At 60.4% G+C, this 23,140-nt stretch carries 22 protein-coding genes; 13 read left to right on the top strand and 9 right to left on the bottom strand.

The window, feature by feature from the left end; translation table 11 throughout:
* Positions 1 to 167 precede the first annotated feature (167 nt).
* The 3 genes from HF945_RS01165 (at position 168) to HF945_RS01155 (ending at position 3,270) form a co-directional block, all read left to right on the top strand.
* Positions 168 to 1,490, top strand: a complete 1,323-nt coding sequence (locus HF945_RS01165; RefSeq protein WP_290523966.1) for a DsbA family protein — start codon at positions 168 to 170, stop codon at positions 1,488 to 1,490.
* Between the two features lie 243 nt (positions 1,491 to 1,733).
* On the top strand, positions 1,734 to 2,120 hold the full coding sequence (locus tag HF945_RS01160) for an MAPEG family protein (protein ID WP_290523965.1): 387 nt from the start codon (positions 1,734 to 1,736) through the stop codon (positions 2,118 to 2,120).
* 157 nt (positions 2,121 to 2,277) lie between these two features.
* The gene (locus HF945_RS01155; RefSeq protein WP_290523964.1) at positions 2,278 to 3,270 is read left to right on the top strand and encodes a 2Fe-2S iron-sulfur cluster-binding protein; all 993 of its coding nucleotides are present in this window, start codon (positions 2,278 to 2,280) and stop codon (positions 3,268 to 3,270) included.
* A gap of 267 nt (positions 3,271 to 3,537) precedes the next feature.
* Here HF945_RS01155 and HF945_RS01150 read toward each other — a convergent pair whose 3' ends face one another.
* The 7 genes from HF945_RS01150 to HF945_RS01120 form a co-directional block, all read right to left on the bottom strand.
* The gene (locus tag HF945_RS01150; RefSeq protein WP_290523963.1) at positions 3,538 to 4,764 is read right to left on the bottom strand and encodes a heme biosynthesis HemY N-terminal domain-containing protein; all 1,227 of its coding nucleotides are present in this window, start codon (positions 4,762 to 4,764) and stop codon (positions 3,538 to 3,540) included.
* Complete coding sequence (locus HF945_RS01145) at positions 4,761 to 5,726, bottom strand: uroporphyrinogen-III C-methyltransferase (protein WP_290523962.1); 966 nt, start codon at positions 5,724 to 5,726, stop codon at positions 4,761 to 4,763. Before HF945_RS01145 ends, HF945_RS01150 begins: the two co-directional genes overlap by 4 nt.
* 118 nt (positions 5,727 to 5,844) lie before the next feature.
* Positions 5,845 to 6,564: a uroporphyrinogen-III synthase gene (locus HF945_RS01140; protein WP_290523961.1), complete on the bottom strand. Its 720-nt coding sequence runs from the start codon at positions 6,562 to 6,564 to the stop codon at positions 5,845 to 5,847.
* Between the two features lie 2 nt (positions 6,565 to 6,566).
* Positions 6,567 to 7,499 (bottom strand): hydroxymethylbilane synthase, encoded by a 933-nt coding sequence (gene hemC, locus HF945_RS01135; RefSeq protein ID WP_290523960.1) that lies wholly within the window; start codon positions 7,497 to 7,499, stop codon positions 6,567 to 6,569.
* A 350-nt stretch (positions 7,500 to 7,849) separates the two neighbouring features.
* On the bottom strand, positions 7,850 to 8,161 hold the full coding sequence (locus HF945_RS01130; protein ID WP_161318484.1) for a TRL domain-containing protein: 312 nt from the start codon (positions 8,159 to 8,161) through the stop codon (positions 7,850 to 7,852).
* 96 nt (positions 8,162 to 8,257) lie between these two features.
* Positions 8,258 to 8,998 carry a LytTR family DNA-binding domain-containing protein gene (locus HF945_RS01125; RefSeq protein ID WP_290523959.1) on the bottom strand — a complete coding sequence of 247 codons (741 nt, stop codon included), beginning with the start codon at positions 8,996 to 8,998 and terminating at the stop codon, positions 8,258 to 8,260.
* Positions 8,999 to 9,010: 12 nt separating this feature from the next.
* On the bottom strand, positions 9,011 to 10,051 hold the full coding sequence (locus tag HF945_RS01120; protein WP_290523958.1) for a sensor histidine kinase: 1,041 nt from the start codon (positions 10,049 to 10,051) through the stop codon (positions 9,011 to 9,013).
* 189 nt (positions 10,052 to 10,240) lie between these two features.
* On the opposite strand from HF945_RS01120, the gene argH reads away from it, so the two are divergent.
* From argH to HF945_RS01095, 5 genes are all read left to right on the top strand, one after another.
* Positions 10,241 to 11,644, top strand: coding sequence for an argininosuccinate lyase (argH, locus tag HF945_RS01115; RefSeq protein WP_290523957.1), 1,404 nt, complete (start codon positions 10,241 to 10,243; stop codon positions 11,642 to 11,644).
* A gap of 54 nt (positions 11,645 to 11,698) precedes the next feature.
* Positions 11,699 to 11,854 carry a lipoprotein gene (locus HF945_RS01110; protein WP_290523956.1) on the top strand — a complete coding sequence of 52 codons (156 nt, stop codon included), beginning with the start codon at positions 11,699 to 11,701 and terminating at the stop codon, positions 11,852 to 11,854.
* A 2-nt stretch (positions 11,855 to 11,856) separates the two neighbouring features.
* Positions 11,857 to 13,098 carry a diaminopimelate decarboxylase gene (gene lysA, locus HF945_RS01105; RefSeq protein ID WP_290523955.1) on the top strand — a complete coding sequence of 414 codons (1,242 nt, stop codon included), beginning with the start codon at positions 11,857 to 11,859 and terminating at the stop codon, positions 13,096 to 13,098.
* A gap of 270 nt (positions 13,099 to 13,368) precedes the next feature.
* On the top strand, positions 13,369 to 14,358 hold the full coding sequence (locus HF945_RS01100; RefSeq protein WP_290523954.1) for a Solitary outer membrane autotransporter beta-barrel domain: 990 nt from the start codon (positions 13,369 to 13,371) through the stop codon (positions 14,356 to 14,358).
* A gap of 36 nt (positions 14,359 to 14,394) precedes the next feature.
* Positions 14,395 to 15,219, top strand: coding sequence for a hypothetical protein (locus HF945_RS01095; protein WP_290523953.1), 825 nt, complete (start codon positions 14,395 to 14,397; stop codon positions 15,217 to 15,219).
* A gap of 115 nt (positions 15,220 to 15,334) precedes the next feature.
* On the opposite strand, the gene nhaC is transcribed toward HF945_RS01095, so the two are convergent.
* Both nhaC and rlmJ read right to left on the bottom strand, forming a co-directional pair.
* Entirely contained in the window at positions 15,335 to 16,798 is a 1,464-nt protein-coding gene (gene nhaC, locus HF945_RS01090; RefSeq protein WP_290523952.1) for a Na+/H+ antiporter NhaC, read from the bottom strand.
* Between the two features lie 161 nt (positions 16,799 to 16,959).
* Positions 16,960 to 17,808 (bottom strand): 23S rRNA (adenine(2030)-N(6))-methyltransferase RlmJ, encoded by an 849-nt coding sequence (rlmJ, locus tag HF945_RS01085; RefSeq protein ID WP_290523951.1) that lies wholly within the window; start codon positions 17,806 to 17,808, stop codon positions 16,960 to 16,962.
* Positions 17,809 to 17,975: 167 nt separating this feature from the next.
* Here rlmJ and dapF point away from each other — a divergent pair, with 167 nt between their 5' ends.
* From dapF to HF945_RS01060, 5 genes are all read left to right on the top strand, one after another.
* A complete protein-coding gene (dapF, locus tag HF945_RS01080; protein WP_366492366.1) occupies positions 17,976 to 18,824 on the top strand; it encodes a diaminopimelate epimerase in 849 nt (282 codons plus the stop codon).
* A gap of 38 nt (positions 18,825 to 18,862) precedes the next feature.
* The gene (locus HF945_RS01075; RefSeq protein ID WP_290523950.1) at positions 18,863 to 19,588 is read left to right on the top strand and encodes a DUF484 family protein; all 726 of its coding nucleotides are present in this window, start codon (positions 18,863 to 18,865) and stop codon (positions 19,586 to 19,588) included.
* 6 nt (positions 19,589 to 19,594) lie between these two features.
* Entirely contained in the window at positions 19,595 to 20,548 is a 954-nt protein-coding gene (gene xerC / locus HF945_RS01070) for a tyrosine recombinase XerC (protein WP_290523949.1), read from the top strand.
* A gap of 806 nt (positions 20,549 to 21,354) precedes the next feature.
* Entirely contained in the window at positions 21,355 to 22,338 is a 984-nt protein-coding gene (locus HF945_RS01065) for an IS110 family transposase (protein ID WP_290522779.1), read from the top strand.
* A 93-nt stretch (positions 22,339 to 22,431) separates the two neighbouring features.
* Complete coding sequence (locus HF945_RS01060; protein WP_290523846.1) at positions 22,432 to 23,139, top strand: HAD family hydrolase; 708 nt, start codon at positions 22,432 to 22,434, stop codon at positions 23,137 to 23,139.
* Position 23,140: the final 1 nt, after the last annotated feature.

Genomic DNA, 23,140 nt, shown 5'->3' with positions numbered 1-23,140 from the left:
GCAGAAAGATTAACGTCAGAGGCAGAGCGGGTTTTCGCCTTTCCCGTCCGGCATCTGGCGTCTAGCATCGAGCGTTTTTACCCCTTTTCACGGAAAGGCATGGATGCCTTAGGCTATAGTCATCATTCTGGCCAGAACCCGTCCCCGCCAAAGGAGCTGCCGACCGCATGAGCCTGAAACATAAACTGATGCCGCTGTTCGCCGGGCTGATTACCAGCGAAGGCCTGCAACAGATACGCCGGCGCTTGCTGGAGTGGCGGCGAACCCTGCGTCGCCAGCCCCATGCGGCCACCTTCTACTTCCGCATTGATGACCCCTATTCTGTGCTCATGGCACAGGTTCTGCCCCGCTTTGCCCGACACTTCGGCATTCAGATTACCCCGCGGGTCATGCTCTATCTGGACCAACAGATGTACCCCGCCGCCGATATGCTCGCCGAACTGGCCCCACGGGATGCCCGTCAGCTGGCAGCACTGCACGCGCTGGAGTTCCCGGAAGACTGGCAGCTGCCACAGCGGGAAGTCAGCCTGGCCGCCACCCGCTGCCTGCTGCGCCATGAAAAGGATGAACGATTCTGGAGCCTGGCGGCAGCGCTGGCCGATGCCCTGTGGCGCCATGATCATGACAAGCTGGAGGCCTTGCTCAGCGAGCATGGCCAGATGCCCGCAGATCAGGCACAGCTGGCCCTGGAAGCCCGCCGTGACCAGTTCCTCAGCGATGGCCATTACCTCACTGGCACCCTGCTGTATCAGGGGGAGTGGTACTGGAGCGTAGAACGGCTGGATCATCTTGCCCACCGTCTCAATGCCCTGGGCCTCGGCAGCCAGGACTGGCCCCTGCCCTACGGTCGGGCCAAACGGGCCCAGCTGAGCAACAGCGAAGCGGCACTGAAAGGCAAGCCGCTGGTGATGTTCTTTTCCTTTCGCAGCCCCTATTCCTATATCGCCCTGTCCCGCACCTATGCGTTGGCGGACCATTACGGGCTGAACCTGAAGATCCGCCCCGTGCTGCCCATGGTCATGCGCGGGCTGAGCGTACCGAAGGAAAAACGCTTCTACATTCTCAAGGATGCGGCCCGGGAAGCGCGTCTCCACCAGGTACCCTTCGGCCGGGTCTGCGATCCGGTGGGCCCGGGGGTAGAACGTTGCATGGCCCTGTGGCCCTTCGCAGAGAAGGAAGGCCGCTTGCGAGAATGGCTGCGCGCTGCCGCCACCGGTATCTGGAGCCAGGGGATCAACGCGGCCAGCGATGGTGGCCTCAAGTTCCTGGTCGAGAACGCCGGACTGGACTGGAATCGGGCCCGCCGCTGGCTGGATGATGACAGCTGGCGCGACCGTGCCGAGGACAACCGCAACGCCATGATGGCCGCAGGCAGTTGGGGGGTGCCCAGCTTTATGACACAAGATGACATGGTATGGGGGCAGGATCGTTTTGCGATAATCGAGCAGTGCTTGCTAGCCTCGGTCTCACGCGAGAACGACGGCGATTGAGGCAGTCTGCCGAAGCGGCGTTGGTGCAAGATCGAGTTGAAAGTTCAAAGTTTAAAGTTGAAAAGCGCGGGAAGGGTTTATCGAGAGCTTAAATGCCCTGCCCGCGAACCTTAACCGTGAAGCGCGGGGCACCAGAGCTGGAAATTGCCAGGGCCTCTCTTCGCATTTCAACTTTGAACTTTCAACTGAACCTGACTCTGCCTGCCAGCCCCCAACACATTTAAAAAAACCAAGGAGAACTTCATGACCATTGCTTACTGGTGCGTGCTTGCCGCCATCTTCCTGCCCTACCTTGCAACGTCTCTGGCCAAGTTCCAGGGCGGCTTCGGCCCCAAGCAAAACCATAACCCCAGGGAGTTCCTGGAAACCCTGCAAGGCGGTCGCAAACGCGCCCACTGGGCTCAACAGAACGGTTTTGAAGTCACCCCGGCCTTCGCCGCTGCCGTCATCATCGCCCACCTGGCCGCCACCGCGCCGCAGGGCACCATTGACGGCATCGCCTTGGCGTTCGTCGCCAGCCGCGTTTTGTTTACCGTCTGCTACATTGCCGACTGGGCCAGCGCCCGCACTCTCGTCTGGGCCTTCGGAATGGGCTGTATCGTCGCCCTGTTTGTTGGCGTAGGCAGCTAAACCAAAACGTAGGGCGGAAATGGGCGAATGCCCATCTCCGCCGTAATCCGTTGGAGCAAGATGATGGAGATGGGCTCACGCCCACAAGCGAAGCGCAGAACAGCCGCAGGCTGGCCCCGTAGGGGTGAGCGCAGCGAATAATCTCCACCCTACCCGGATGACAACCTACACGATCACCGTCAACGGCAAGGACGCCTTTCCCTGCCGTGCAGACCAGAACATCGTCGAGGCCGGCCAGCTGGCCGGCTTCAGTTTTCCTGTGGCGTGCCGCAACGGCAACTGTCTGCGCTGTGAGGGCGCTCTCACCCGCGGATACGTCCAGCAAAGAAACCACACCATTCGTGCGGGCGAAGCGGATAGCACTCAGGTGCTATACTGCGTTGCCCAGCCCTTGAGCGATTGCGAGATTAGCGTGTCAGAAGTGACGGCTCCCGGCGAACTGCCAGTACATACCCTGAATTGCCAGATCAGCAGGATTGAGCCCCTCAATCACGATGTCAGCCGTGCATGGTTGATGTTGCCTGCGGGCAAACGCATCCACTGGCATGCCGGCCAATACCTGATGCTCAACCTGCATGGTGAGTGCTATCCGTTCTCCATCGCCAATGCCTGCCAGGGGCGGCAGCTTGAGTTGCACATTCGCCATGGCGATGACAACAGCGCAGCCCAGGACATCATGGCCAGCCTGGCCAACGACGCCACGGTCAGCGTTACCCTACCTGCCGGCGTGCGCTTTATCGATAGCGCGCCGGACCAGCCCGTATGGTTCATTTGCGGCTCCACAGGCTTTGCGCCGGTGAAAGCCATGATGGAACGACTGGTGGAACTGGATTTTCAACAACCGGTGCGCCTGTTCTGGGGCGCCCGGGTAGCGGAAGACCTGTATCTCACCGCCCCGCTGCGTGACTGGACCAGCCAGCTCCGGGACTTCGAAGCCACCACCGCGCTTTCCGATATGCAGCACCCGGATCATCAGCAGGGCCTGGTGCATGAGGCCGCCCTCGCCGCGTTGGGCGAACCGCATCTTCCCCTGTTTTTCCTCGGCGGCTCTCCCCCCATGGCCTGGGCCGTCTTTGATGCCCTGGTGGAAGAAGGCGTCCCCGCTGCCAATATTCACTGTGACGTGTTCGATTACGCGCCACGGGATTGATCCCCCTCACAGATGTTTCTGTAGGAGCCCAGCTTGCCTGGGCGAATGAGCGAGAGACGGCGAGTGGTGAGCTTCGAGTTACGAAAACCCGGCATTGCGGGCGGGGCTGGTTTTCGAAAATCGCATCTCGCAACTCGAAAGCGGCTTTCGCCCAGACAAGCTGGGCTCCTACAGCGGCTTCGCAGACGTGTTCATCGACACAAAAAAGCCGCGCCCAATGGGCGCGGCTTTTGCGTGTTACATGCCGCGTGATGCGTGCAGCGTTAATTAAACCGACTTGTCCGGCAACGGCAGCGCAGGAAGGTCGCCCTGCAGCTTCTCCAGACGTTTCTCGAACGTCTTCATGGCCTTGGAACTGTCCCCGAGGGCCTGATAGAGACGGGACAGCTCTGCCAGCGCGGTGGCGCTCTGACTGGAATTGGCCGCGGCCTCGAAAAACCCCTGGGCCTTGCCCCACAGGCGCGCCTTGAGGGCCACACGACCGGCCGTAATCAGCACTGCGGCGTTGCCCGGGCGTTGCTCCAGCCAGCGCTCCAGAATCTGCAGCAGCTCATCCGGAGACACCTCATCAATGGCTTCCAGTACCGGCGGCAGCCGGTCATCCCATTGCTGGTCCAGCTGTTCTCGCACCAGATTGAGCGCCCCCTTGCCCCCGCCCAGCTGGGCCAGGAAACCGGTATAGCGGGCCACCATGGCCGGGTCATGCTTGAGTTGTACCGGTACATTCTTCCATAGCTTGCGCAGCTCCTCCCGGCGGCTATCCGCATCATTGAAGCCGGGCTTGCGAGCCGTTTCCTGCAGCAGTGCCAGCCAGGCGCGACGCTCACGACGGGACTCACCCTCACCGAAGGCCCGCTTCAATCTGGGCATCAAGTCGCACAACGTGATCCAGTCTCGCTGGCTTTCCAGCACCTGGGCATAGGTGCGCAGAATACGCTTGTTACGGGGAGCCATGTCCGCCAGCACCTTGAGTTCTTCGCGGGCCTGGTCCGGGTAGCCCTCGTCCAGCGCAAAGCGCGCCTTCATCAAGCCCGCCACAAGACGGCCACGGTGATCGGCACCAGCTTTTTCCAGGTAACGCTGGGAGGCCTCCATTTTCTCCTGCTCCTGCGCGGCTTCTGCCGCCAGCAGCCAGGCCAGCAAGGGCCAGTCCCCGTCTTCACCGGCGGCCACCAACAGACGCTCGGACTTGTCCAGTTCTCCGTCCACCAGTTGCAGAAAACCGCTGCGCAAACGACGGGCGGCCACGGCCTTTTTCCAACGGCGGGTGGCGCGCACCGGCTCCAGCGCATTCCAGGCAGCGTTGCCCAGTAACGTCAGCACCACCAGTGCTACGGCAGCGACGATCAACATCAACACCACGAAGCCCAGGGTGGTATCCATGGAAAAATCATCACGGATCACCAACACATAGCCGGAGTCTGCCGCCATCCAGCGACCCAGCACCAGGGCGGCCACCAAGGCGACGATGACCAGCAGGATGACCTTCTTCATGCGTCACCTTCCTTGCGTTTGAGAGCCTCGATGGCGGCCAGGCCCGCACCGATCTCCGGCAACACATAGGCCACCTGACGACCGCCCATTTCCCCGATCACTTCTAGCATGTGAGCGGCACGAGGATCATCGCTTCGGAACCATTCCTTGAGTGTCATCTCCGCATTATCCAGAGCCTGTTGATAGGCCTCCCCGCGGCCCTGCATCAGGGCCAGCTGGGCCTGCTGCAGGCTGCCATCCAGGGTCAAGCGCACCAGGGAAGCCTGGCCGGCGGAAAGCGGCAGGGGTACCCGGCCCTCATGGTGACGTACCGACACCGGCATGCGATCGAGCACATCCTGCCACCAGGGCTGACTCACCTCAGGGGTGTCCCGCTCCGGCGGCGCTTCTTCCACTGGCACAGCCAGTTCCGCCACTGTCTGGCGCAGGGCGCCGAGCTGCAGCACCATGCCCTGCACATCCACCTTGTCTGCGCGGCTGAGTTTGTCCATGTCCAGTGCCAACGCCTGGCGAGCCGGCAACACGGAAGGGTCATCAAGGCGGGCAAGCACGTTATCCGCCGCTTCCAGCAGACGGCGAGCCGCCATGGCATCCTGGGTAAGCAGCAGTCGCTGGCTCGCCAGGCTGGCCAGGGCGCGAGCCTCGTTGATCAGCCACAGTTTCTGGCCACCAGTTTTCATGTCGGTGAGCAGGGCCCGGTCCTTGATACGCTGAGCGGCCAGTTCCGCCTGTTTCTTCTCGAATGCCGCCAACGCCCCTTGCACGTCACTGCGTTGCGCGGCCATGGCTGCCTTGAGCGTTTCCACCTGCCCCACCACATCGGCCTTGTCAGCCTGCAGACGCTGGTACTCCTGCCAGCCCAGCCAGCCACCGGCACCGATGAAACCAGCCAGAATCAGGATGACAAGCATCAGCCAACGGGTCATACCAGTCTGGCGGGAATAAAGACGGTCCTGCGTCATGACAGCTCCATGTTCTCATTGAGGATTGTTGAACACCTGAAAAACCTTAATGGGGGCAAGGCATTGTGTCCATTAAACAATGTAATGCGCCGCTGCTATGGCCAGCACAGACAACGTTTTATCCAGGCTCCCGATCCGGTAGCGCAGCCACCATATCCGCGTCGTGTGCACTGGCCGCCACCCGGATCTCACCGGCGAAGTCTGCGGCAATGGCCGTGGCCACCCGCTCACCGGCCGCCACAATGCCCCCCGACCAGGCAAGGCCGGCGCTCAGGTGCGGCGCCACCGCTCGCCAGCTTTCCACACTGGTGATCATGATCCAGTGACAGTCTTCCGGCAGTTGGAAATCCGGGTTGGCCCGGCGCCGATAGAAAGGCAACGCCACCACGTCGGCCCCGCGAGACGACAGCGCATTCGCCAGTAGCTCCCGGCCACTGTCACCCCGGCAGATCAACACTTTCTTCTCGTTCAGCATTTGAAGACAGGGCAAGGCCAGCACCGCTTCGCTGTTGAACCCTTCTGCCGGCACCTCCGGGGACAGATGCCAGGTGGCCATCTCTGCCGCCGTGGCTTTGCCCACCGCCAGCCAATGCAGGCCCACCGGCCACTGTGGCCAAAGATCCGCCATGGCGGAGAGAGCCAGCCTGGCAGCGTTGGCGCTGGCAAAAAACACGGCATGGTAGAGATCAAGATCCATCAACCGCCGGCGCGTATCTTCACTCACCGGCAGCGGCTCAATCAGCAGGGCAGGACAATGGCAGGCCTGATGCCCCGCCGATTGCAGGGCCTCCATCAGGGGCTGTTGCTGGCCCGCAGGACGGGTGACCAGAATGCGCATGACTACTGGCGGTCGTAGAGTGCCTTGAGGATGGCGTCAGCCCCCTGGCCCAGCAACTCCTCTGCCAACCGCACGCCCAGCTCGGTGCCGTCGGCGCGATGGGCACGGCCCTCCGCACGCAAGACCCGGCTACCGTCTTCTTCTGCCACCAGGGCACGCATCCACAGCTCATCGCCTTCCAGCAGGGCAAAACCGGCGATGGGCACCTGACACCCGCCTTCCAGACGACGATTCATGGCCCGTTCGGCCACCACCCGGTCCCAGGTATCCACATCACTGAGGGGGCTGAGCAACTCCACGGTACGGTCATCGCCTTCCCGGCACTCGATACCCACCGCTCCCTGCCCTACTGCAGGCAAGGATTCTTCCGGGGGCATCTCGTAACGAATGCGGTCATGCATTTCCAGGCGCTTGAGGCCCGCGGCCGCCAGAATGATGGCATCGAACTCGCCGGCATCCAGCTTGCCAAGGCGGGTCTGCACATTACCGCGCAGGCTTTTCACCACCAGATCCGGCCGATTGGCCTTCACCTGGGCCTGCCGGCGCAGGCTGGAAGTGCCCACACAGGCTCCCTGGGGCAAGGCCATCAGGCTGTCGTAAGTGTTGGAAACAAAGGCATCGCGGGGATCTTCACGCTCACAGATCACCGGTAACACAAAACCTTCAGGCAGCTCCATGGGCACGTCTTTCATGGAATGCACGGCGATATCCGCACGGCCATCCATCATCGCCTCTTCCAGCTCCTTCACGAACAGGCCCTTGCCACCGATCTTTGCCAGCGGGGTATCGAGAATCTTGTCCCCCTGGGTCTTGATCCGCACCAGCTCCACGCTCAAGCCCTGATGCAGGCTTTCCAGCCGCTGCTGGACATACTCTGCCTGCCAAATGGCAAGGGGGCTGGAACGGGTAGCGATACGCAAGATTTCGCGGGACATGGGGCATCCTGTTGTTCAGTTGAAAAGTGGGCCTAGATTGCGAACCAGCCTGAAAGACTGAGCATGCAAGGCATTGCTCTGAGGTTCCCTAGTCTACAGGAAAAGCAGCTACAAGCTTCAAGCTGCAAGCTACAACGCGCCATAAAGGGCGGTGTCTGTTTCACGTTTTGGGGCCGCGACCAAGCCGCCCGGACAACCCTGAGGCCCCAATCAAAAACCACAAACCCTATGACTTAAACCGGCACCTGGTCTTTATAAACGACCGGGGCCGCGCCCAGACTCTGGACGCGGCCCCGGTGCAGCAGCCTTCTCAAGCCTCTCCGCCGCGTTGTAGCTTGTAGCTGTCGTTATCAGTTGCCGTACACGACCACCGTATATTCCGCCAGCACCCCGAAGAAGTTCTGCGCTTCATAATCCACGTGATGGATCTCGGTGATGCCGCCATTGCGGGCAGCGGTCTGGATGGTCGCGTCGCCGGAGGCGATCAGGCCGAGAATGGAGCGGGTGGACGCACGGCCTACGCGGGTTGGCTTCTCGGTGGAGGCGGTGGCGGTAAGGGGCGCCTTCACATTGGCGTACAGCAGCCCGGACACGGGCATGGTGGCGGTGGCACAGCCACTGAGCAGAACAGCACTGGCCAGCAGCATCAGCAATTTCTTCATGGTGTGATTCCTGTTGTTGTTATTTGTTGCATACCCCAAGGACAGCCAAGGCTAGCATGGCCGGCCAGACCTGTTAATTACCCGCTCTGCCAGTGACTAAAGGCTCTGCAGCACCTTACGCAGCCCCGCCACATGGCGACGACTTACCGTCAATCGCTCTTCAATACCCCGCAGACGCACCTGGTGATGCCCGGCCGTGGCCAGCTCCATGCCCTCGATATACCTCAGGGCCACCAGGGCATTACGGTGAATGCGGACAAACTGGTCACCGAACTCGGTCTCCAGCTCCTTGAGAGTTTCGTCGATCAACACTTCACCCTCGCTGAAACACACGGTGACGTACTTCTGGTCTGCCAGGAAGTAACGCACATCATCCACGGGCACCAGCTCCAGCCCGCGATGGGTGCGCGCACTGATATGCCCGCGACGGCGGGGCTTGTCTTCGCTGACTTCCTTGCCCAGCTCCGCCAGCTGCACCCGGTTGAGGGTACGCGCCTTGCTCATGGCGGTTTCCAGGTCTCCCAGGCTTACCGGCTTGAGCAGGTAATCCACCGCATGCACCTTGAACGCCTGCAGGGCGTGCTCGTCATAGGCAGTACAGAAAATGATCGCCGGGGGATTATCAATCTTGCTGAGATGCTCAGCGGCCTCCATGCCATCCATTTCCGGCATGCGAATATCCATCAGCACCACATCGGGGCGATGCTCCTGGGCCTGTTCGATGGCTTCGCGACCATTGGCGGCCTCGGCAACAACCTCCACGTTGTCTGCCTTCTCCACCAGACGCTTCAGCCGATCCCGAGCCAGCTGTTCATCATCACATACTAGTACCCGCATAATCTCCGTCCCTTATCGTTGTAGCGGATATCGAATTTCGATCTCGTATTCTTTTTCTTGCGGATGGGCTTCCACCGCTATCTGGTCACCATACAGGGCTTCAAGGCGATGGCGAATGTTCTCCAGTGCCATGCGGTTCCCCTTGTGATGGCCATCACCGGCAGGCTTGGGATTGCTCACCGACAACACCAGCATACCGTCCGCTTCCGTGGCGCGAATGGTGACCAGACCACCCGCCGCCAACGGCTGGATACCATGATAAATGGCATTTTCGAGCAAGGGTTGCAAGGTTAACAGTGGAATTGGCACGCGATTGGCGACTACCTGTATATCCCAATCCACCTGCAAACGGTCACCCATGCGCAGCTGTTCAATATGAATATAGCGGCGGCAAAGCTCCAGTTCATCCTCCAGCGTCGCCTCACTGCCGGTACTTTTCAGGCTGGCCCGGAACAGCACGGAAAGGTCTTCGACTACCTGCTCAGCCGCATCCGGATCCACCGCGATCAGGCTGGAAATGATATTCATGGAATTGAACAGGAAATGAGGACGGATCCGCGACTGCAGCGCTTGAATGCGGGACTGCAGCTCCGCCTGCCCCTTCTCGCGCAACTGCTCCTGCACGTAGAAATAGCGCATCACCAACCCGGCGATGATGGCAGCAATCAGCCCGTTAACGAAGGTGGTGGCATTGATCAGGGACACCACTGGAAGAATCCCCTGCACCCAGCCCATCACCGCAGTGGCGATAATACTGAAAATCAGGGTATCGACGACCACCATCAGCACCACGGCCACCGCCGCCCAGCTGGAGGGCAGGCGATTGAGACGATGACGCAGCTGACACACCAGTGCCGCCGAGGTCAGCCCTACCCACTGCACGAACAGGGAGGTAGTGGCGAGACGGGCCAGACTGAAATCGTTGTAGTAAGTGGCCACCAACGTGACGACCAGCGCCAGCAATTCTGCCACCACCACCACCACCAGCACCGCACGGGCGCTGCACAGGTCGGGCAGAAAGCTCGAGGAGGGCTGCTCTTCCATGGCCGCCATTCCTGCTCCTTATCGGTATAAATTATGAGTCTTCAGATACTTATACCTGAACATGGCGTCAGCCCCAAGGGATAGTTCCCGGTGGCCAGAACCGGTGCACAGATTGCCGGCCCGCACGCAGTTATTCAGAGGTTCCGCCGTCCCTGCTATACTGCGCGCCCGCAATTCCGGCTTTAGATGAGCAAGACGATGACTGACAAGCAGCAGAACAAACTCTGGGGCGGCCGCTTCAGCGAATCCACCGACCAGTTCGTGCAGGAATTCACCGCCAGCGTGAATTTCGACCAGCGCATGTACCGTCAGGACATCTTCGGCTCCCAGGCCCATGCCACCATGCTGGCGGAAGTGGGCGTACTCACCGAGGAAGAACGCGACGCCATCATTAATGGCCTGGCGGAAATCCAGAAAGAGATCGAAGCCGGCGAATTCCAGTGGTCCGTGGCCCTGGAAGACGTGCACATGAACATCGAGGCGCGCCTCACCGACAAGATCGGCATCACCGGCAAGAAGCTGCACACCGGCCGTAGCCGCAACGACCAAGTGGCCACCGACATCCGCCTGTGGCTGCGTGACGAAATGCTGATCATGGAAGAGCAGTACCTGTACCTGATGCAGGGCCTGCTCAACCTGGCCGAGCGCGAAGCCGCCACCATCATGCCCGGCTTTACCCACCTGCAGACCGCCCAGCCAGTGACCTTTGGCCACCACCTGCTGGCCTGGTTCGAAATGCTCAAGCGTGACCGCGAGCGTCTGCTGGACGCCAAGAAGCGGGTGAATCGCATGCCGCTGGGCGCTGCCGCACTGGCTGGCACTACCTACCCGATCAACCGCCAGCGCACCTGCGAGCTGCTGGGTTTTGACGGTGTCTGTGAGAATTCCCTGGATGCGGTGAGCGACCGCGACTTCGCCATCGAGTTCTGTGCCCTGGCCGCCCTGTCCATGACCCACCTGTCTCGCATCAGTGAAGAGCTGGTGCTGTGGACCAGCGCCCAGTTCAACTTCATCAACCTGCCCGACCGTTTCTGCACCGGCAGCTCGATCATGCCGCAGAAGAAGAACCCGGACGTGCCCGAGCTCGTGCGCGGCAAGACCGGTCGCGTCAACGGCCACCTGATCAGCCTGCTAACCCTGATGAAAAGCCAGCCGCTGGCCTACAACAAGGACAATCAGGAAGACAAAGAACCGCTGTACGATGCCGTGGACACCCTCAAGGGTAGCCTGCGCGCCTTCGGCGACATGATCCCGGCCCTGGAACCCAACCGGGAAGTGATGCGCGAAGCCGCCCGTCGTGGTTTCGCCACCGCCACCGACCTGGCCGATTACCTGGTGCGCAAGGGCATCGCCTTCCGCGACTCCCACGAGATTGTCGGCAAGGCCGTGGCCTACGGCGTGGAGAAGAAAAAGGATCTGGGCGACATGTCCCTGTCCGAGCTCAAGCAATTCAGCGACCAGATCGACGAGGATGTCTTCGAGGTGCTGACCCTGGAAGGCTCCGTGAGCGCCCGTAACCATATCGGCGGCACCGCCCCCGACCAGGTTCGCGCCGCCGTTGCCCGCGCCCGCGAAGCGCTGGACAATACCGGGAACGCCTAAGCCATTCTCTGGAGGCATACCCAGTGTGCCGCCAGCCAACGCCGGAGCCCAATCATGCGCCTCTCCGCCCTGTGCCTGCTTGCCCTCCTTGCCGGATGCGGCCAGAAAGGTCCGCTGTATTTTGCCCCGGACGAGACCGAACAGCCGGCCACCAGTCAACCGGCCCCTGACACCGCTGACGATACTCAGCAAGACGACGAACAGGACTGATCATGGATCCCTTTCAGTACCGAGACGGCCAGCTTTTTGCCGAAGAACTGCCTGTAGAACAGCTGGCGGACCGCTTCGGCACGCCGCTGTATCTTTATTCCCGCGCTGCGCTGGAGCGTCATTACAAGGCGTTCGACGAAGCCTTTGGCGACCACCCCCATCAGGTCTGCTATGCGGTCAAGGCCAACTCCAACCTGGCAGTACTGAACGTGCTGGCCCGCTGCGGTGCCGGTTTCGATATCGTCTCCGGTGGAGAGCTGGAGCGAGTACTGCGTGCCGGCGGCGATCCGGACAAGATTGTCTTCTCCGGTGTCGGCAAGACCGCCGCCGAGATGGCCGCCGCCCTGAAGGCCAACATTCATTGCTTCAATGTGGAATCTGCCGCCGAGCTGGAATTGCTCAACCTGGTGGCGGGCGAGCTGGAAATGGAAGCGCCCATCGCTATCCGGGTGAACCCGGATGTGGACGCCCAGACTCACCCCTATATTTCCACCGGCCTGAAAGACAACAAGTTCGGCGTGGATATCGAGAAGGCCCCGGCCCTGTACCAGCGTGCCCACGAAATGCCGCATATCCGCATTCTCGGCATCGACTGTCACATCGGCAGCCAGCTCACCAATCTGGCACCGTTTGAAGATGCCCTGGAGCGCGTCCTCAAACTGCTGGAGACCCTGCAGAAGCACGGCATCGAAATCCATCATCTGGATCTGGGTGGCGGCCTTGGCGTGACCTATAACGACGAGACCCCACCGGACCGCGCCGCTTACGTGCAGGCGCTACTCAAGCACATTCCCGGTGACCTGCCGGTGCATATCGAGCCGGGCCGTTCCATTGCCGCCAACGCCGGGGTGTTCATCACCCAGGTGCTGTTCCTCAAGCCCACCGAGCACAAGAACTTCGCCATCGTCGACGGCGCCATGAACGATCTGATTCGCCCGAGCCTGTATTCCGCCTGGCAGAACATCGTGCCGGTAAAACCTCACGACGCCGATTGCCGCACCTGGGATATCGTGGGTCCGGTGTGTGAAACCGGCGACTTCCTCGGCAAGGACCGCGCCCTGGCCCTGGAAACCGGCGACCTGCTCGCCGTGCGCAGTGCTGGTGCCTATGGCTTCGCCATGGCCAGCAACTACAACAGCCGCAACCGCCCCGCCGAAGTTATGGTGGATGGCGACCAGGCCTTTGTGGTACGTCAGCGGGAGACCTTCGATGAGCAGCTCAAACCAGAGTCGTTACTGCCTTAATAGAGACGCAACACGCCTTTTACGCAACACGCATCACGCTGCACGCAACAACGCGGAAACGGTTGTGTAGCAGCAATCACGCAGGAGGCCGCGCCCGGATGCAGGGTGCGGCTTCTTTGCATGAGTCCCAACCTTCCCTGCGGGAGCGGTCGTTCGACCGCGATCTTTTCCGGGAAGAGAGTAAATCGCGGTCGGACAACCGCTCCCACAGTGCAAACAGGTGCGATATTTGTGCTTAACTAGCACCACAGTCACTTCCCCACTCTGGTCATGACTCGACACCTCGTTCTGCTCGCCCTGCTTGCCACTGTCGCCGCCACATCACGGGCCGCCTCGCCGCTGGACAAGGTGATCCGCCTCAGCCTGGCAGAAAGCTATGTCACCGCCATTCTGCTCACCGGCGGGGATGCAGTGCGCTTTGGTTTCTGGGATTTTGACCCGAACAACTTTATCGGCCTGGAAGATGAAAACCTGGGCTCACTGGAAGCCCAGCAGCTACGCCAGCGTCTCTCCACACTGTCGATTCCCTACACATGGAGCACTCCGCTGGGCGAAGACAGCAACACCCTGGTACTGGGCGCCAAGGCGGCCTATCTGGGCCAGCAACAGGAAACCCAGATCATCAGCTCCGACAGCAGCGCCGTTGACGCCATCGACAGCTCGATCACCACGTTGACGCTGGGCGGCGAAGTTCGGCACCGCTTTAATGGCCATGTGGGGCTGGCCGCCGGACTGAATGTGCACTGGCAGCGCTACCGTAATCGCACCGACTTCAACACCCCGGAGTCACAGGCACTCGCACCGCTGTTTGACGGTCTGGTCACCAACTATTCCGCCAACGCCTGGCAGGCAGAGCCCCATGTCCGCGTCACCTGGTTTGTGGGCGGAAGGGATGCCGAACTGAAGCTGATCAGCAGCCTGCACTACATGCACGGCCGCACCTTCGACACCGGCGAAGCCGCCCACGATGTGCAACCGGAAGCCTGGTACTGGTCCAACGGCGCCCGCTGGCGCCACCCCTTCGTCACCCGCATCCTGCCCGGCCAGAATGTCTGGATGCAGGCCCAGCGCTATGACCTGGGCGGTGATCTGGATGGCCCGTTGGGCAACCATTACTACTATGAGGCAGGGATTGGCTGGCTACTGGATGTGCGCAAGATGAACATCCCTTTCGTGGACAATGTGGGCGTCGGCATCAACCTGAACTACGGCAGCGCGCTGCGCGGCGGCACCCTGGTGCTGCTGTTCAATGAAAGTTAATCGGAGTGTCAGACTCGCGGCACTTGGTTACACTGAATGCTTCTCACGGACCAGAGAGAGAGCATCATGATGGATACCCTCACCGCCTTGCGTACCGGCATGGTTGCCGCCATGGCACTTATGCTTCCCACCCCAAGCCAGGCCGAAGACAACGCTGCCGCCCAGGCCAACAACCCGTTGGCCAACATGAAAGCTTTCAACGTCCAGAATTACTACATTGGTGAACTCACCGATATTGACGAGGATGCCAATCAGCTGGTGTTCCGCTATGCCCAGCCATTTTCCATCGGCGAGAGCGCCTGGCTGATGCGTGCCTCCCTGCCCATCAACACCTTCCCCACCGGCATGCGTGGCGCCCACCAGACCGGCTCCGGTGATGCCGACATCTTTGCCGCCTACCTGATCGACACCGGTAATCCCGCTGTCAGCTTCGGGGTGGGGCCGCAACTGGTAGCCCCCACCGCGTCCGACGATGCACTGGGCAATGAGCAATGGCAGGCCGGGCTCGCCAACGTTTACTTCAATGCTACCTCCGCCAAATACCAGTACGGTTACCTGCTGATCTACCGTGGCGGCATTGGCGATACCAATGACCGTGACCGGGTCAGCCTGACCGCCTTCCAGCCGTTCTTTTTCTATCAACTGCAGGATGGCTGGTACACCGGCACTGCGCCGATCTGGAATTACGATTTCAACTCGGACAATTACAGCGTTCCGGTGGGGGCACGGCTTGGCAAGGTGGTGAAAGCCAACAAGACCGTTTTCAACTTTTTCATGGAACCGCAGGTGTCCGTGGCCGACCGCGGTCCGGGTCAGCCGGAATGGCAGCTGTTCTTCGCGGTGAACATGCAGTTTATGTGAGAGCGACGCAGCACGCTTCACGCAACAGGCAACGCGCCAAAAGCAAAAAGGCCCGCCCGGGTTTCCGGGCGGGCCTTTTTGTTTGAAGACCTATCTGCGCAGCTCTTACAAGGTATCAGGCTGAGGCTTTTTGTGGGGGGCTCAAACGCAAAACCTTGATGCCCAGCCAGGCGTAGGCTAGTGCCAGCACGGGATTGATCAGGTTGAAGAAGGCGAAAAACAGGTAGTCCGTCACCGGCACCAGCAGCACCGACTGCATGTAGGCACCGCAGGTATTCCACGGGATCAACGGACTGGTGATGGTGCCGCCGTCCTCCAGGGCGCGGGACAAATTCACCGGCGCCAGCCCCTGCCGCTCATATTCCTCACGGAACATACGGCCGGGCATGATGATCGAGATGTACTGATCCGCAGTCAGGATATTGCTGCCAAAACAGGTACCCAGAGTGGCCGTGATCAGGCCCGCAGCCCCCTTCACCATGCCCAGCAGTCCTTCGATCAAACGGGCCAGCAGCCCGGCCTTTTCCATCACTGCGCCAAAGGCCATGGCACACATGATCAGCCAGACGGTGTTCATCATCGAGGCCATCCCGCCACCCGACAGCAGGTCATTCAATGCGGCGTCACCGGTCTCCACCGTGATGCCGGAAAAGAAGGTCTGCCAGATCACCTGCAGGGTGAGCGCCCAGTCCGGGTCGGCCACGCCCGCCTGCACAGCAATGGCCTCCTGCTGGAACAACAAGGCCCAGACGCCGCCCACCAGTGCACCAATGAAAATGGCTGGCAAGGCTGGCATGCGCTTGAGCGCCATGAACAACAGCAGCCCCAACGGCACCAGATGAAGAAGGGAAATATGGAACTGGCTCTCGAGTCCGGCCAGCAGGGGGGCGATACGATCCACGCCAGCATCCGGTATCCGGGCATTCAGGCCCAGGACCAGGAAGATCAGCAAGGCGATGACAATGGAGGGCACTGTGGTCCATAGCATCAGCCGGATATGCTCGAACAGCTCGGAGCCGGCCACTGCAGGCGCCAGGTTGGTGGTTTCAGAGAGCGGGGAAATCTTGTCGCCAAAGTAAGCGCCGGACACCACCGCCCCGGCCGCCACAGGCAGGGACAACCCCAGACCACTGGCAACACCAATCAGCGCCACGCCCACGGTGGCAGCTACGGTCCAGCTGGAACCGATGCTCAGGGCAATCACCGCACAGATCAGACAGGCCGCCGCATAGAACAGGGCGGGATTCATCAGTTCCAGACCGAAGTAGATCAGTGACGGCACGATGCCCGCCAACCGCCAGGTGCCAATCAGTGCACCCACCATCAGCAGAATCAGTATGGCGCCCAGTGCCACGGCAATGCCGCGCACCATGGCGGTTTCGATTTCCCGCCAGGTGAGACCATTTTTCAGGCCGATCAGGGAGGCCAGGCCGGCACAGAAGAGCAGGGCAATCTGGTTGGGGCCGTAGGAGGCATCATCGCCATACAGATAGACAGCGGCCGCCAGCAAGCTGATCAGCACGACGATGGGAAACAGGGCATCCACCAGGGAAGGTCGACGAATTCGGGTCTCGGTCATGGCGGCACAATCCGGAGCATGGACGTTTAGTTATACGCGCCCGGTAGCCAGTAAGCACTCACCGCGGCATCGAAAGCGGCGCAGTCTACCAGCGCGCTGGCGGCCTTGCAGTGCCAACCGTCGGCAGCCGGGCGGTCAGACTTGTGCCGCCCACTGAGCACTCATGACGGCGCTTCTTCGGTGAGCTGCCGCACCAGGGTCGGTGCTTCCGGGTCGCACAGTAACTTCTTCAATACCGGCATGGCCTGGGCCATGTGCTGGGCCAGGGTGTAGGGCGGGTTGATCACCAGCAGGCCGGATCCGGTCATGCCGCGACCGGAGGCATCTGCCCGCACACACATTTCCACCCTCAGCATATTGGGGATATCGGCTTTAACGAACTGGCGAATGAACGACTCGGTGCGATTGCGATCCATCACCGGATACCAGATTGCATAGGTGGCTGTAGCCCAACGCTCCATGGCCATCTGCAACGCGGGAAGCATGTCCCGATAATCCCGCTCCAGTTCATAGGACGGATCGATCAGCACCATACCGCGCCGGTGCTGGGGAGGCAGCATGGCCTTGACGCCTTGCCAGGCATCCATTTTCTCCACCCGCACCCGCTTGTTGCCGGCAAACAGCTGGGTGAGCAATTCATGGTCGGTGCTGTGCAGCTCCGTGCATTGAAGCCGATCCTGCTCGCGCAACAGGCTGGCAGCGATCCTGGGAGACCCGGGATATTCACGCAGCTTGCCCACAGGATTGCACTGCTTCACCAGCTTCACATACTGGTCAATAACGCCGACCCCGGTGCGCTGATCCAGCAGCTTCTCGATCCCGTCGTGAAACTCACCGGTCTTCTGCATGTGGGTGCTATCGATCAGATAATTCCCCGCGCCACTGTGGGTATCGTGCACCGTGAAGGGTTTGTCCTTTTTTTTCAGGTACTCGATGATGGCGATCTGCACGATGTGCTTGAGAACGTCGGCAAAGTTGCCGGCGTGGTAGCTGTGGCGGTAGGAAAGCATGATGGCAGCCTGAAAGAATGTAGGGGCGTATTGTACACCCAACTGCACGATAATCCTCTGGCTACGCAGCCCCTGTAGATGGCAATAACAAGAGGGCCGGGCAGCCCCCCTGACGCCGCACGCCTGCCGGAGTACAATGACCTTTTACCCTGTACCGGACAGCAGCAATGAATCTGCGCTTTACCAAAATGCACGGCCTTGGCAACGATTTCATGGTCATCGACGGCATCAGTCAGTCGCTGCCGGAGGACGGCCTGCCGTTCCCGGCAGACGAAATCCGCCGTTTGGGCAGTCGCCACTTCGGCGTGGGCTTTGACCAGATGCTGATCGTACAGCCGGCCCGCGGCGATGCGGATTTTCGCTATCGCATCCTCAACGCCGATGGCTCGGAAGTCAGCCAATGCGGCAACGGCGCCCGCTGTTTCGCTCGCTTTGTGCGTGAGCAAGGACTCACTGATAAGCAGTCAATCCGGGTAGAGACTGCTGCCGGACAGATGACCCTGAACCTCACTGAAGACGACCAGGTCACAGTGGACATGGGCGCACCGCTTTGGGCTCCCGAACAGATCCCCATGACCGCCAAGGCAGAGTCCGACAGCTATTTTCTGGTCTCCGGCTCCCAGGCCTGGGAAGTCGGTGCAGTGGGGCTGGGCAACCCCCACTGCACCCTGCTGGTAGAGAACGTGGATACCGCGCCGGTGGAAACCACAGGCCCGATGCTGGAAAGCCATGAGCAGTTCCCGGAACGGGTGAACGTAGGCTTCATGCAAATTGTCAGCCGCGGCGAAATCCGTCTGCGGGTCTACGAACGCGGTGCCGGAGAGACTCTGGCCTGCGGCTCCGGCGCCTGCGCCGCAGTGGTAATCGGCCAGCGTCGCGGCTGGCTGGACGAGCAGGTCACCGTGCACCTGCCCGGCGGCAGCCTGCAGATTGAATATGCCGGAACCGGCGGCATTCGGATGACAGGGCCCGCCAGCCGTGTCTATGATGGCAGCATTGAGATCAAGACTGACTGAATCCGCACAGACGGATCCCACCAGCACAGGAAAGACAGATGACGGATCACAGCCCGGTAAGCGCCGATCAGGTGGCCGCCTATTTGCGCGACAACCCGGAATTTTTCGAACAGCGTCCAGAGTTACTGGAACTGTTACGGCTGCCCGATTCAAAGGGGGAAGCCGTTTCCCTGCTGGAACGTCAGGCCTCGATCCTGCGCGAGCGCAATACTGAACTGCGTGATCGCCTCAACGGCCTGCTGGATGTGGCCCGCGAGAACGACCACCTGTTCGACAAGACCCGCAAGCTGACCCTGGGCCTGCTGGAAGCCCGCAGCGCAGAAAAACTGTTCCGCAACCTGCTCACCAGCCTGGCCGATGACTTTCGCAGTGACCGCGTTTCATTGATGCTCTACGACCGTGAGGTGCCGATCCTGGGCGATCTGCGCAACCAGATCCGCTGCGTGGACAGCACCGCGCTGCCGCCGGCGCTGAACCATCTGCTGCGTAACGGCAAGGCCGTCTGTGGCGCCATGCGTCAGGAGGAAATGGAAGCGCTGTTCAAGGAGCACGCCACCGACATCCGCTCCGCCGCCATGGTCCCGCTGGAATTTCAGGGCCGTTTGGGCCTGCTGGCCATTGGCAGCAAGAGTGCCATGCATTTCCGTAGCTCTCTGGGCACGCTGTTCATCACCCACATCGGCCAGATCCTCAGCCGCCGCCTGCACGAAGTGCTGCGCCAGTACCCGCATCAGGCAGCGAAAAAATCAATTAATAGTGAATAATGAATAATGAATAGTGAAAAGAACGACGCTTCTGACGTTATTAATTCTTCACTATTAATTATTAATTCATTTCTTACCTATCTTGAATCTGAGCGGCGCCTTTCGCCGCATACCGTCAGCAATTATCAGCGTGATCTGAAAGAAGCCCGCCGGGTGCTGGGAGAGCGGGACTGGGCGGGAGTTACCGTGCATGACATTCGCTCACTGGTGGCCAATCTGCACCGCCAGGGCAAGGGGGGGAAGACCATTGCCCGGCTGCTTTCCACCCTGCGTACTTTTTACCGCTACCTGATGCGCGAGGGCATCGCCAAGGATAATCCGGTGGTAGATGTGCGCGCCCCCAAGAGCGGCAAGCGCCTGCCCAAGGCGCTGGATGCAGACCAGGTATCGCAACTTCTGGATGCGGGCACCGACCGGGGCGACCCGCTGAGCCTCCGTGATCAGGCGATCATGGAGTTGTTCTATGCCTGCGGTCTGCGTCTGGCCGAACTCCTCAGCCTGGATACGGACTGCATCGATCTGCCCGCCGCCCAGCTACTGGTCACCGGTAAAGGCAACAAGACCCGGCAACTGCCCATGGGCAAACCGGCAATGACCGCCCTCAAACGCTGGCTCAAGGCCCGCCCCCTGTTCGTCAAGGACAACACCGAAAAAGCGGTTTTCCTGAGCAAAAACGGCACACGCCTTTCCGCATCCAGTGTACAGAAGCGACTCAAGCAACAGGCCCTGAAACGCGGCCTGGATGATCACCTGCACCCTCACAAGCTGCGACACTCCTTTGCCACCCACCTGCTGGAATCCTCCGGCGACCTGCGCGCCGTGCAGGAACTGCTCGGCCACGCTGACCTGGCCACCACCCAGGTCTACACCCATCTGGACTTCCAGCATCTGGCCCAGGTTTACGACGGCGCCCATCCCAGAGCCCAGCGTCGCGGCAAGGATGATGAAGAATCTTCCTGACTCCAGCCTTTAACTGCAGGAACGTATCGTAGCGGAGTAACGAGTTACGAGCCGCGCTTCTACAGCCAGCACATATAACGTTTCTGGAATCCTTACCTCGCTTGGGCTCGGATCGCCTGCAGGCAGGCTCCTACGGGTTCTAACGAAGACAGGTGCCAGCTGCATCTCAGTTCCTCGCTGTCGCTCGATTCGCACCCCAAATGGTGCCTACAGCAATCCTCAGCGTTGGCGCAATAAAAGAACGCCAACCCCATCAGTACGGCATTGTCCCCGTTAGAGTGAGTCGAGGAACGCAGCCCTGTGACGGCGCAGAGCAAAAAACCTGTCTGAGCGGAGCGAGTCTTTTTTGCGTCCGTCACAGGGCGAGTACCGGAGTGTGCCTGCGAAGCAGGCCGAACGGAGTCGGGGCGCGGGGGAGTCCAGAGGGGTGTCGCGTTACACCCCTTTGGGCCCGTCCGGCGAGGACACGCACCTGTCATAGTGCGATGACATATCAGCAGATGCCAAGTCACACAGGAGGGCTCCACAATCACCTCAGGTTCGCCCCTCGAGAGTGCTACCCCTCAGCGCCTCTGGAATCCTTACCTCGCTCAGGCTCGGATCGCTTGCAGGCAAGCTCCTTGTATCTCTCCACGAGTGCTGATTAGCTACCAGCACTCACGGGTCGGGTTAAAGCCTGACAAGCTCCTGAGGGCATAGACCCTGTGACGTAGATCCTGGCTCCGACCCATTCTCTTAAATCTGAACGGTATCCGGGCTCTCCCCTCCGCGGGATGAAGCCGTATAAGCAAGGGAAGACACGAGAGATGCACTTCGTTGGAATTGATGTCAGCAAAAAGAGCCTCGATACACTTTGGCTGCGCCAGGCCAATCCCCGGAAGGTAAAAACACGGGTTTTCCAGAATCGGCGCGGGAAGGAGCACGAGGTTGCGCAGTGGCTGCTCAAGCAGACCGGTGCTGAGCCGTCCGAGATTCATGTGGTGCTGGAAGCCACCTGTATTTATCACGAGAACCTGACCTACGCACTCCATGAAGCTGGGTTGCAGGTGTATGTGGCCAATCCGGCGCGCACCAGGGACTTCGCCAAGAGTGAAGGGTTCTCAAGCAAGACAGACAAGCTCGACTCGCTGTGCCTGGCTCTCTACGTGAAAGAGAAGCATGAGCGACTACATAAATGGCAGCCGGAAGCGCCAGAGATCAGGCAGTTACGAGCGCTTGGTGCTCGTCTGGAGGCCTTGGAGAAAGACCGTCAGCGGGAAGAAAACCGGCTTGAGAAAGCGGAATTCAACCAGTCAAGCGAGCGAGTCATTGCCTCTATACAGGACATGATCGCGACACTGAATGAGGAGATCCGCAAGCTCAAAAAGGACATCGATGACCACATTGATGGCCATCCTGAACTGAAACAGGACCGCTCACTGCTGGAGAGCATCACTGCGGTAGGCGATGTGATGTCCCGAGAGCTGCTGTCGCTAATACACAGTCGGGACTTCCGGTCAGCCAAGCAATGTGCCGCCTTCCTGGGCATTACGCCGGTGCACAATGAATCCGGCGACTCCAGAAAGCCGACAAAGATCCGCAAAGGTGGCCGCGCCAACGTACGGGGAAAATTGTTCATGGCAGCAGTCACAGCATGCACCCACAACCCCGATATCCGGGCACTGAGACGGCGCATGGAAGACAGGGGGAAGACAGGTAAAGTGATTGTGGTGGCAGCAATGCGCAAGCTGGTGCAAATCGCCTATGGGGTAATCAAGCACCAAAAGAAATATACCCCACAAGTCGCATAGAGACGGCTTGCAGGGTATGGAGAGAGACGGTATCTACAGCGGCTTTGTAGCCATAGCCGGGCCTAAATTCTGGGCATGCGCTACACTACCCCCATGAGCAAACTCAAGCTGATCACCTTTGATCTCGATAACACCCTGTGGCCGGTGGACGAAGTGATTCGTCATGCGGAGAAGACCTGCAGTGACTGGATTGCGAATAACCACCCGGACGCGTCAGCAGCCCTGAGCGCGGAGCGGGTACGGGCGGTGCGCACGGCCCTGCTTAAGGAAAAGCCCCAGTACCTGGACAATCTCACCGCCCTGCGCCAGGACGCCATGAGCCGGGCCTTCATGGAGCACGGTTTCAGCGAAGCCGAAGCCCGCCGTATTGCCCTGGATGCCTTCAAGGTATTCCATGGCGCCCGCAATCAGGTGAGTTTTTTTCCCGGTGCCCGGACGGTACTGGAGCAACTGGCGGACAGCTACACCCTTGGCGCGCTGACCAATGGCAATGCGGATCTGAAAATGATCGGCATTGATGACCTGTTTGCCTTTCACCACTCCGCGGAGACCATCGGCAAGCGCAAGCCGGCCCCGGACATGTTCGCCGCCGCACTGAAAGATGCCGGCGTCGGCGCCGATCAGGCAGTGCATATCGGCGATCATCCGCTGGAAGACGTGCATGCCGCCCGCGAGCATGGCATGCATGCAGTATGGGCCAACCTGGTGGATCTGGACTGGCCGGATGAACTCGAAAAACCCCGCCACCACATCCATAACCTTCAGGAAATCCCTGATTTGATACCCCTGTTTGATGAGTAAC

Source organism: Alcanivorax sp. (assembly GCF_017794965.1).
In the GTDB taxonomy this organism is placed as follows: Bacteria; Pseudomonadota; Gammaproteobacteria; order Pseudomonadales; family Alcanivoracaceae; genus Alcanivorax.
The sequence above is the reverse complement of the archived record's forward strand: the minus strand, read 5'-3'. Positions and strand labels throughout refer to the sequence as shown.

Coding starts and splice junctions, on each gene's coding strand:
- HF945_RS01165 (WP_290523966.1), top strand. CDS start 168: ATGAGCCTGAAACATAAACTGATGCCGCTGTTCGCCGGGCTGATTACC.
- HF945_RS01160 (WP_290523965.1), top strand. CDS start 1,734: ATGACCATTGCTTACTGGTGCGTGCTTGCCGCCATCTTCCTGCCCTAC.
- HF945_RS01155 (WP_290523964.1), top strand. CDS start 2,278: ATGACAACCTACACGATCACCGTCAACGGCAAGGACGCCTTTCCCTGC.
- HF945_RS01150 (WP_290523963.1), bottom strand. CDS start 4,764: ATGAAGAAGGTCATCCTGCTGGTCATCGTCGCCTTGGTGGCCGCCCTG.
- HF945_RS01145 (WP_290523962.1), bottom strand. CDS start 5,726: ATGACGCAGGACCGTCTTTATTCCCGCCAGACTGGTATGACCCGTTGG.
- HF945_RS01140 (WP_290523961.1), bottom strand. CDS start 6,564: ATGCGCATTCTGGTCACCCGTCCTGCGGGCCAGCAACAGCCCCTGATG.
- hemC (WP_290523960.1), bottom strand. CDS start 7,499: ATGTCCCGCGAAATCTTGCGTATCGCTACCCGTTCCAGCCCCCTTGCC.
- HF945_RS01130 (WP_161318484.1), bottom strand. CDS start 8,161: ATGAAGAAATTGCTGATGCTGCTGGCCAGTGCTGTTCTGCTCAGTGGC.
- HF945_RS01125 (WP_290523959.1), bottom strand. CDS start 8,998: ATGCGGGTACTAGTATGTGATGATGAACAGCTGGCTCGGGATCGGCTG.
- HF945_RS01120 (WP_290523958.1), bottom strand. CDS start 10,051: ATGGCGGCCATGGAAGAGCAGCCCTCCTCGAGCTTTCTGCCCGACCTG.
- argH (WP_290523957.1), top strand. CDS start 10,241: ATGACTGACAAGCAGCAGAACAAACTCTGGGGCGGCCGCTTCAGCGAA.
- HF945_RS01110 (WP_290523956.1), top strand. CDS start 11,699: ATGCGCCTCTCCGCCCTGTGCCTGCTTGCCCTCCTTGCCGGATGCGGC.
- lysA (WP_290523955.1), top strand. CDS start 11,857: ATGGATCCCTTTCAGTACCGAGACGGCCAGCTTTTTGCCGAAGAACTG.
- HF945_RS01100 (WP_290523954.1), top strand. CDS start 13,369: ATGACTCGACACCTCGTTCTGCTCGCCCTGCTTGCCACTGTCGCCGCC.
- HF945_RS01095 (WP_290523953.1), top strand. CDS start 14,395: ATGCTTCTCACGGACCAGAGAGAGAGCATCATGATGGATACCCTCACC.
- nhaC (WP_290523952.1), bottom strand. CDS start 16,798: ATGACCGAGACCCGAATTCGTCGACCTTCCCTGGTGGATGCCCTGTTT.
- rlmJ (WP_290523951.1), bottom strand. CDS start 17,808: ATGCTTTCCTACCGCCACAGCTACCACGCCGGCAACTTTGCCGACGTT.
- dapF (WP_366492366.1), top strand. CDS start 17,976: ATGAATCTGCGCTTTACCAAAATGCACGGCCTTGGCAACGATTTCATG.
- HF945_RS01075 (WP_290523950.1), top strand. CDS start 18,863: ATGACGGATCACAGCCCGGTAAGCGCCGATCAGGTGGCCGCCTATTTG.
- xerC (WP_290523949.1), top strand. CDS start 19,595: ATGAATAGTGAAAAGAACGACGCTTCTGACGTTATTAATTCTTCACTA.
- HF945_RS01065 (WP_290522779.1), top strand. CDS start 21,355: ATGCACTTCGTTGGAATTGATGTCAGCAAAAAGAGCCTCGATACACTT.
- HF945_RS01060 (WP_290523846.1), top strand. CDS start 22,432: ATGAGCAAACTCAAGCTGATCACCTTTGATCTCGATAACACCCTGTGG.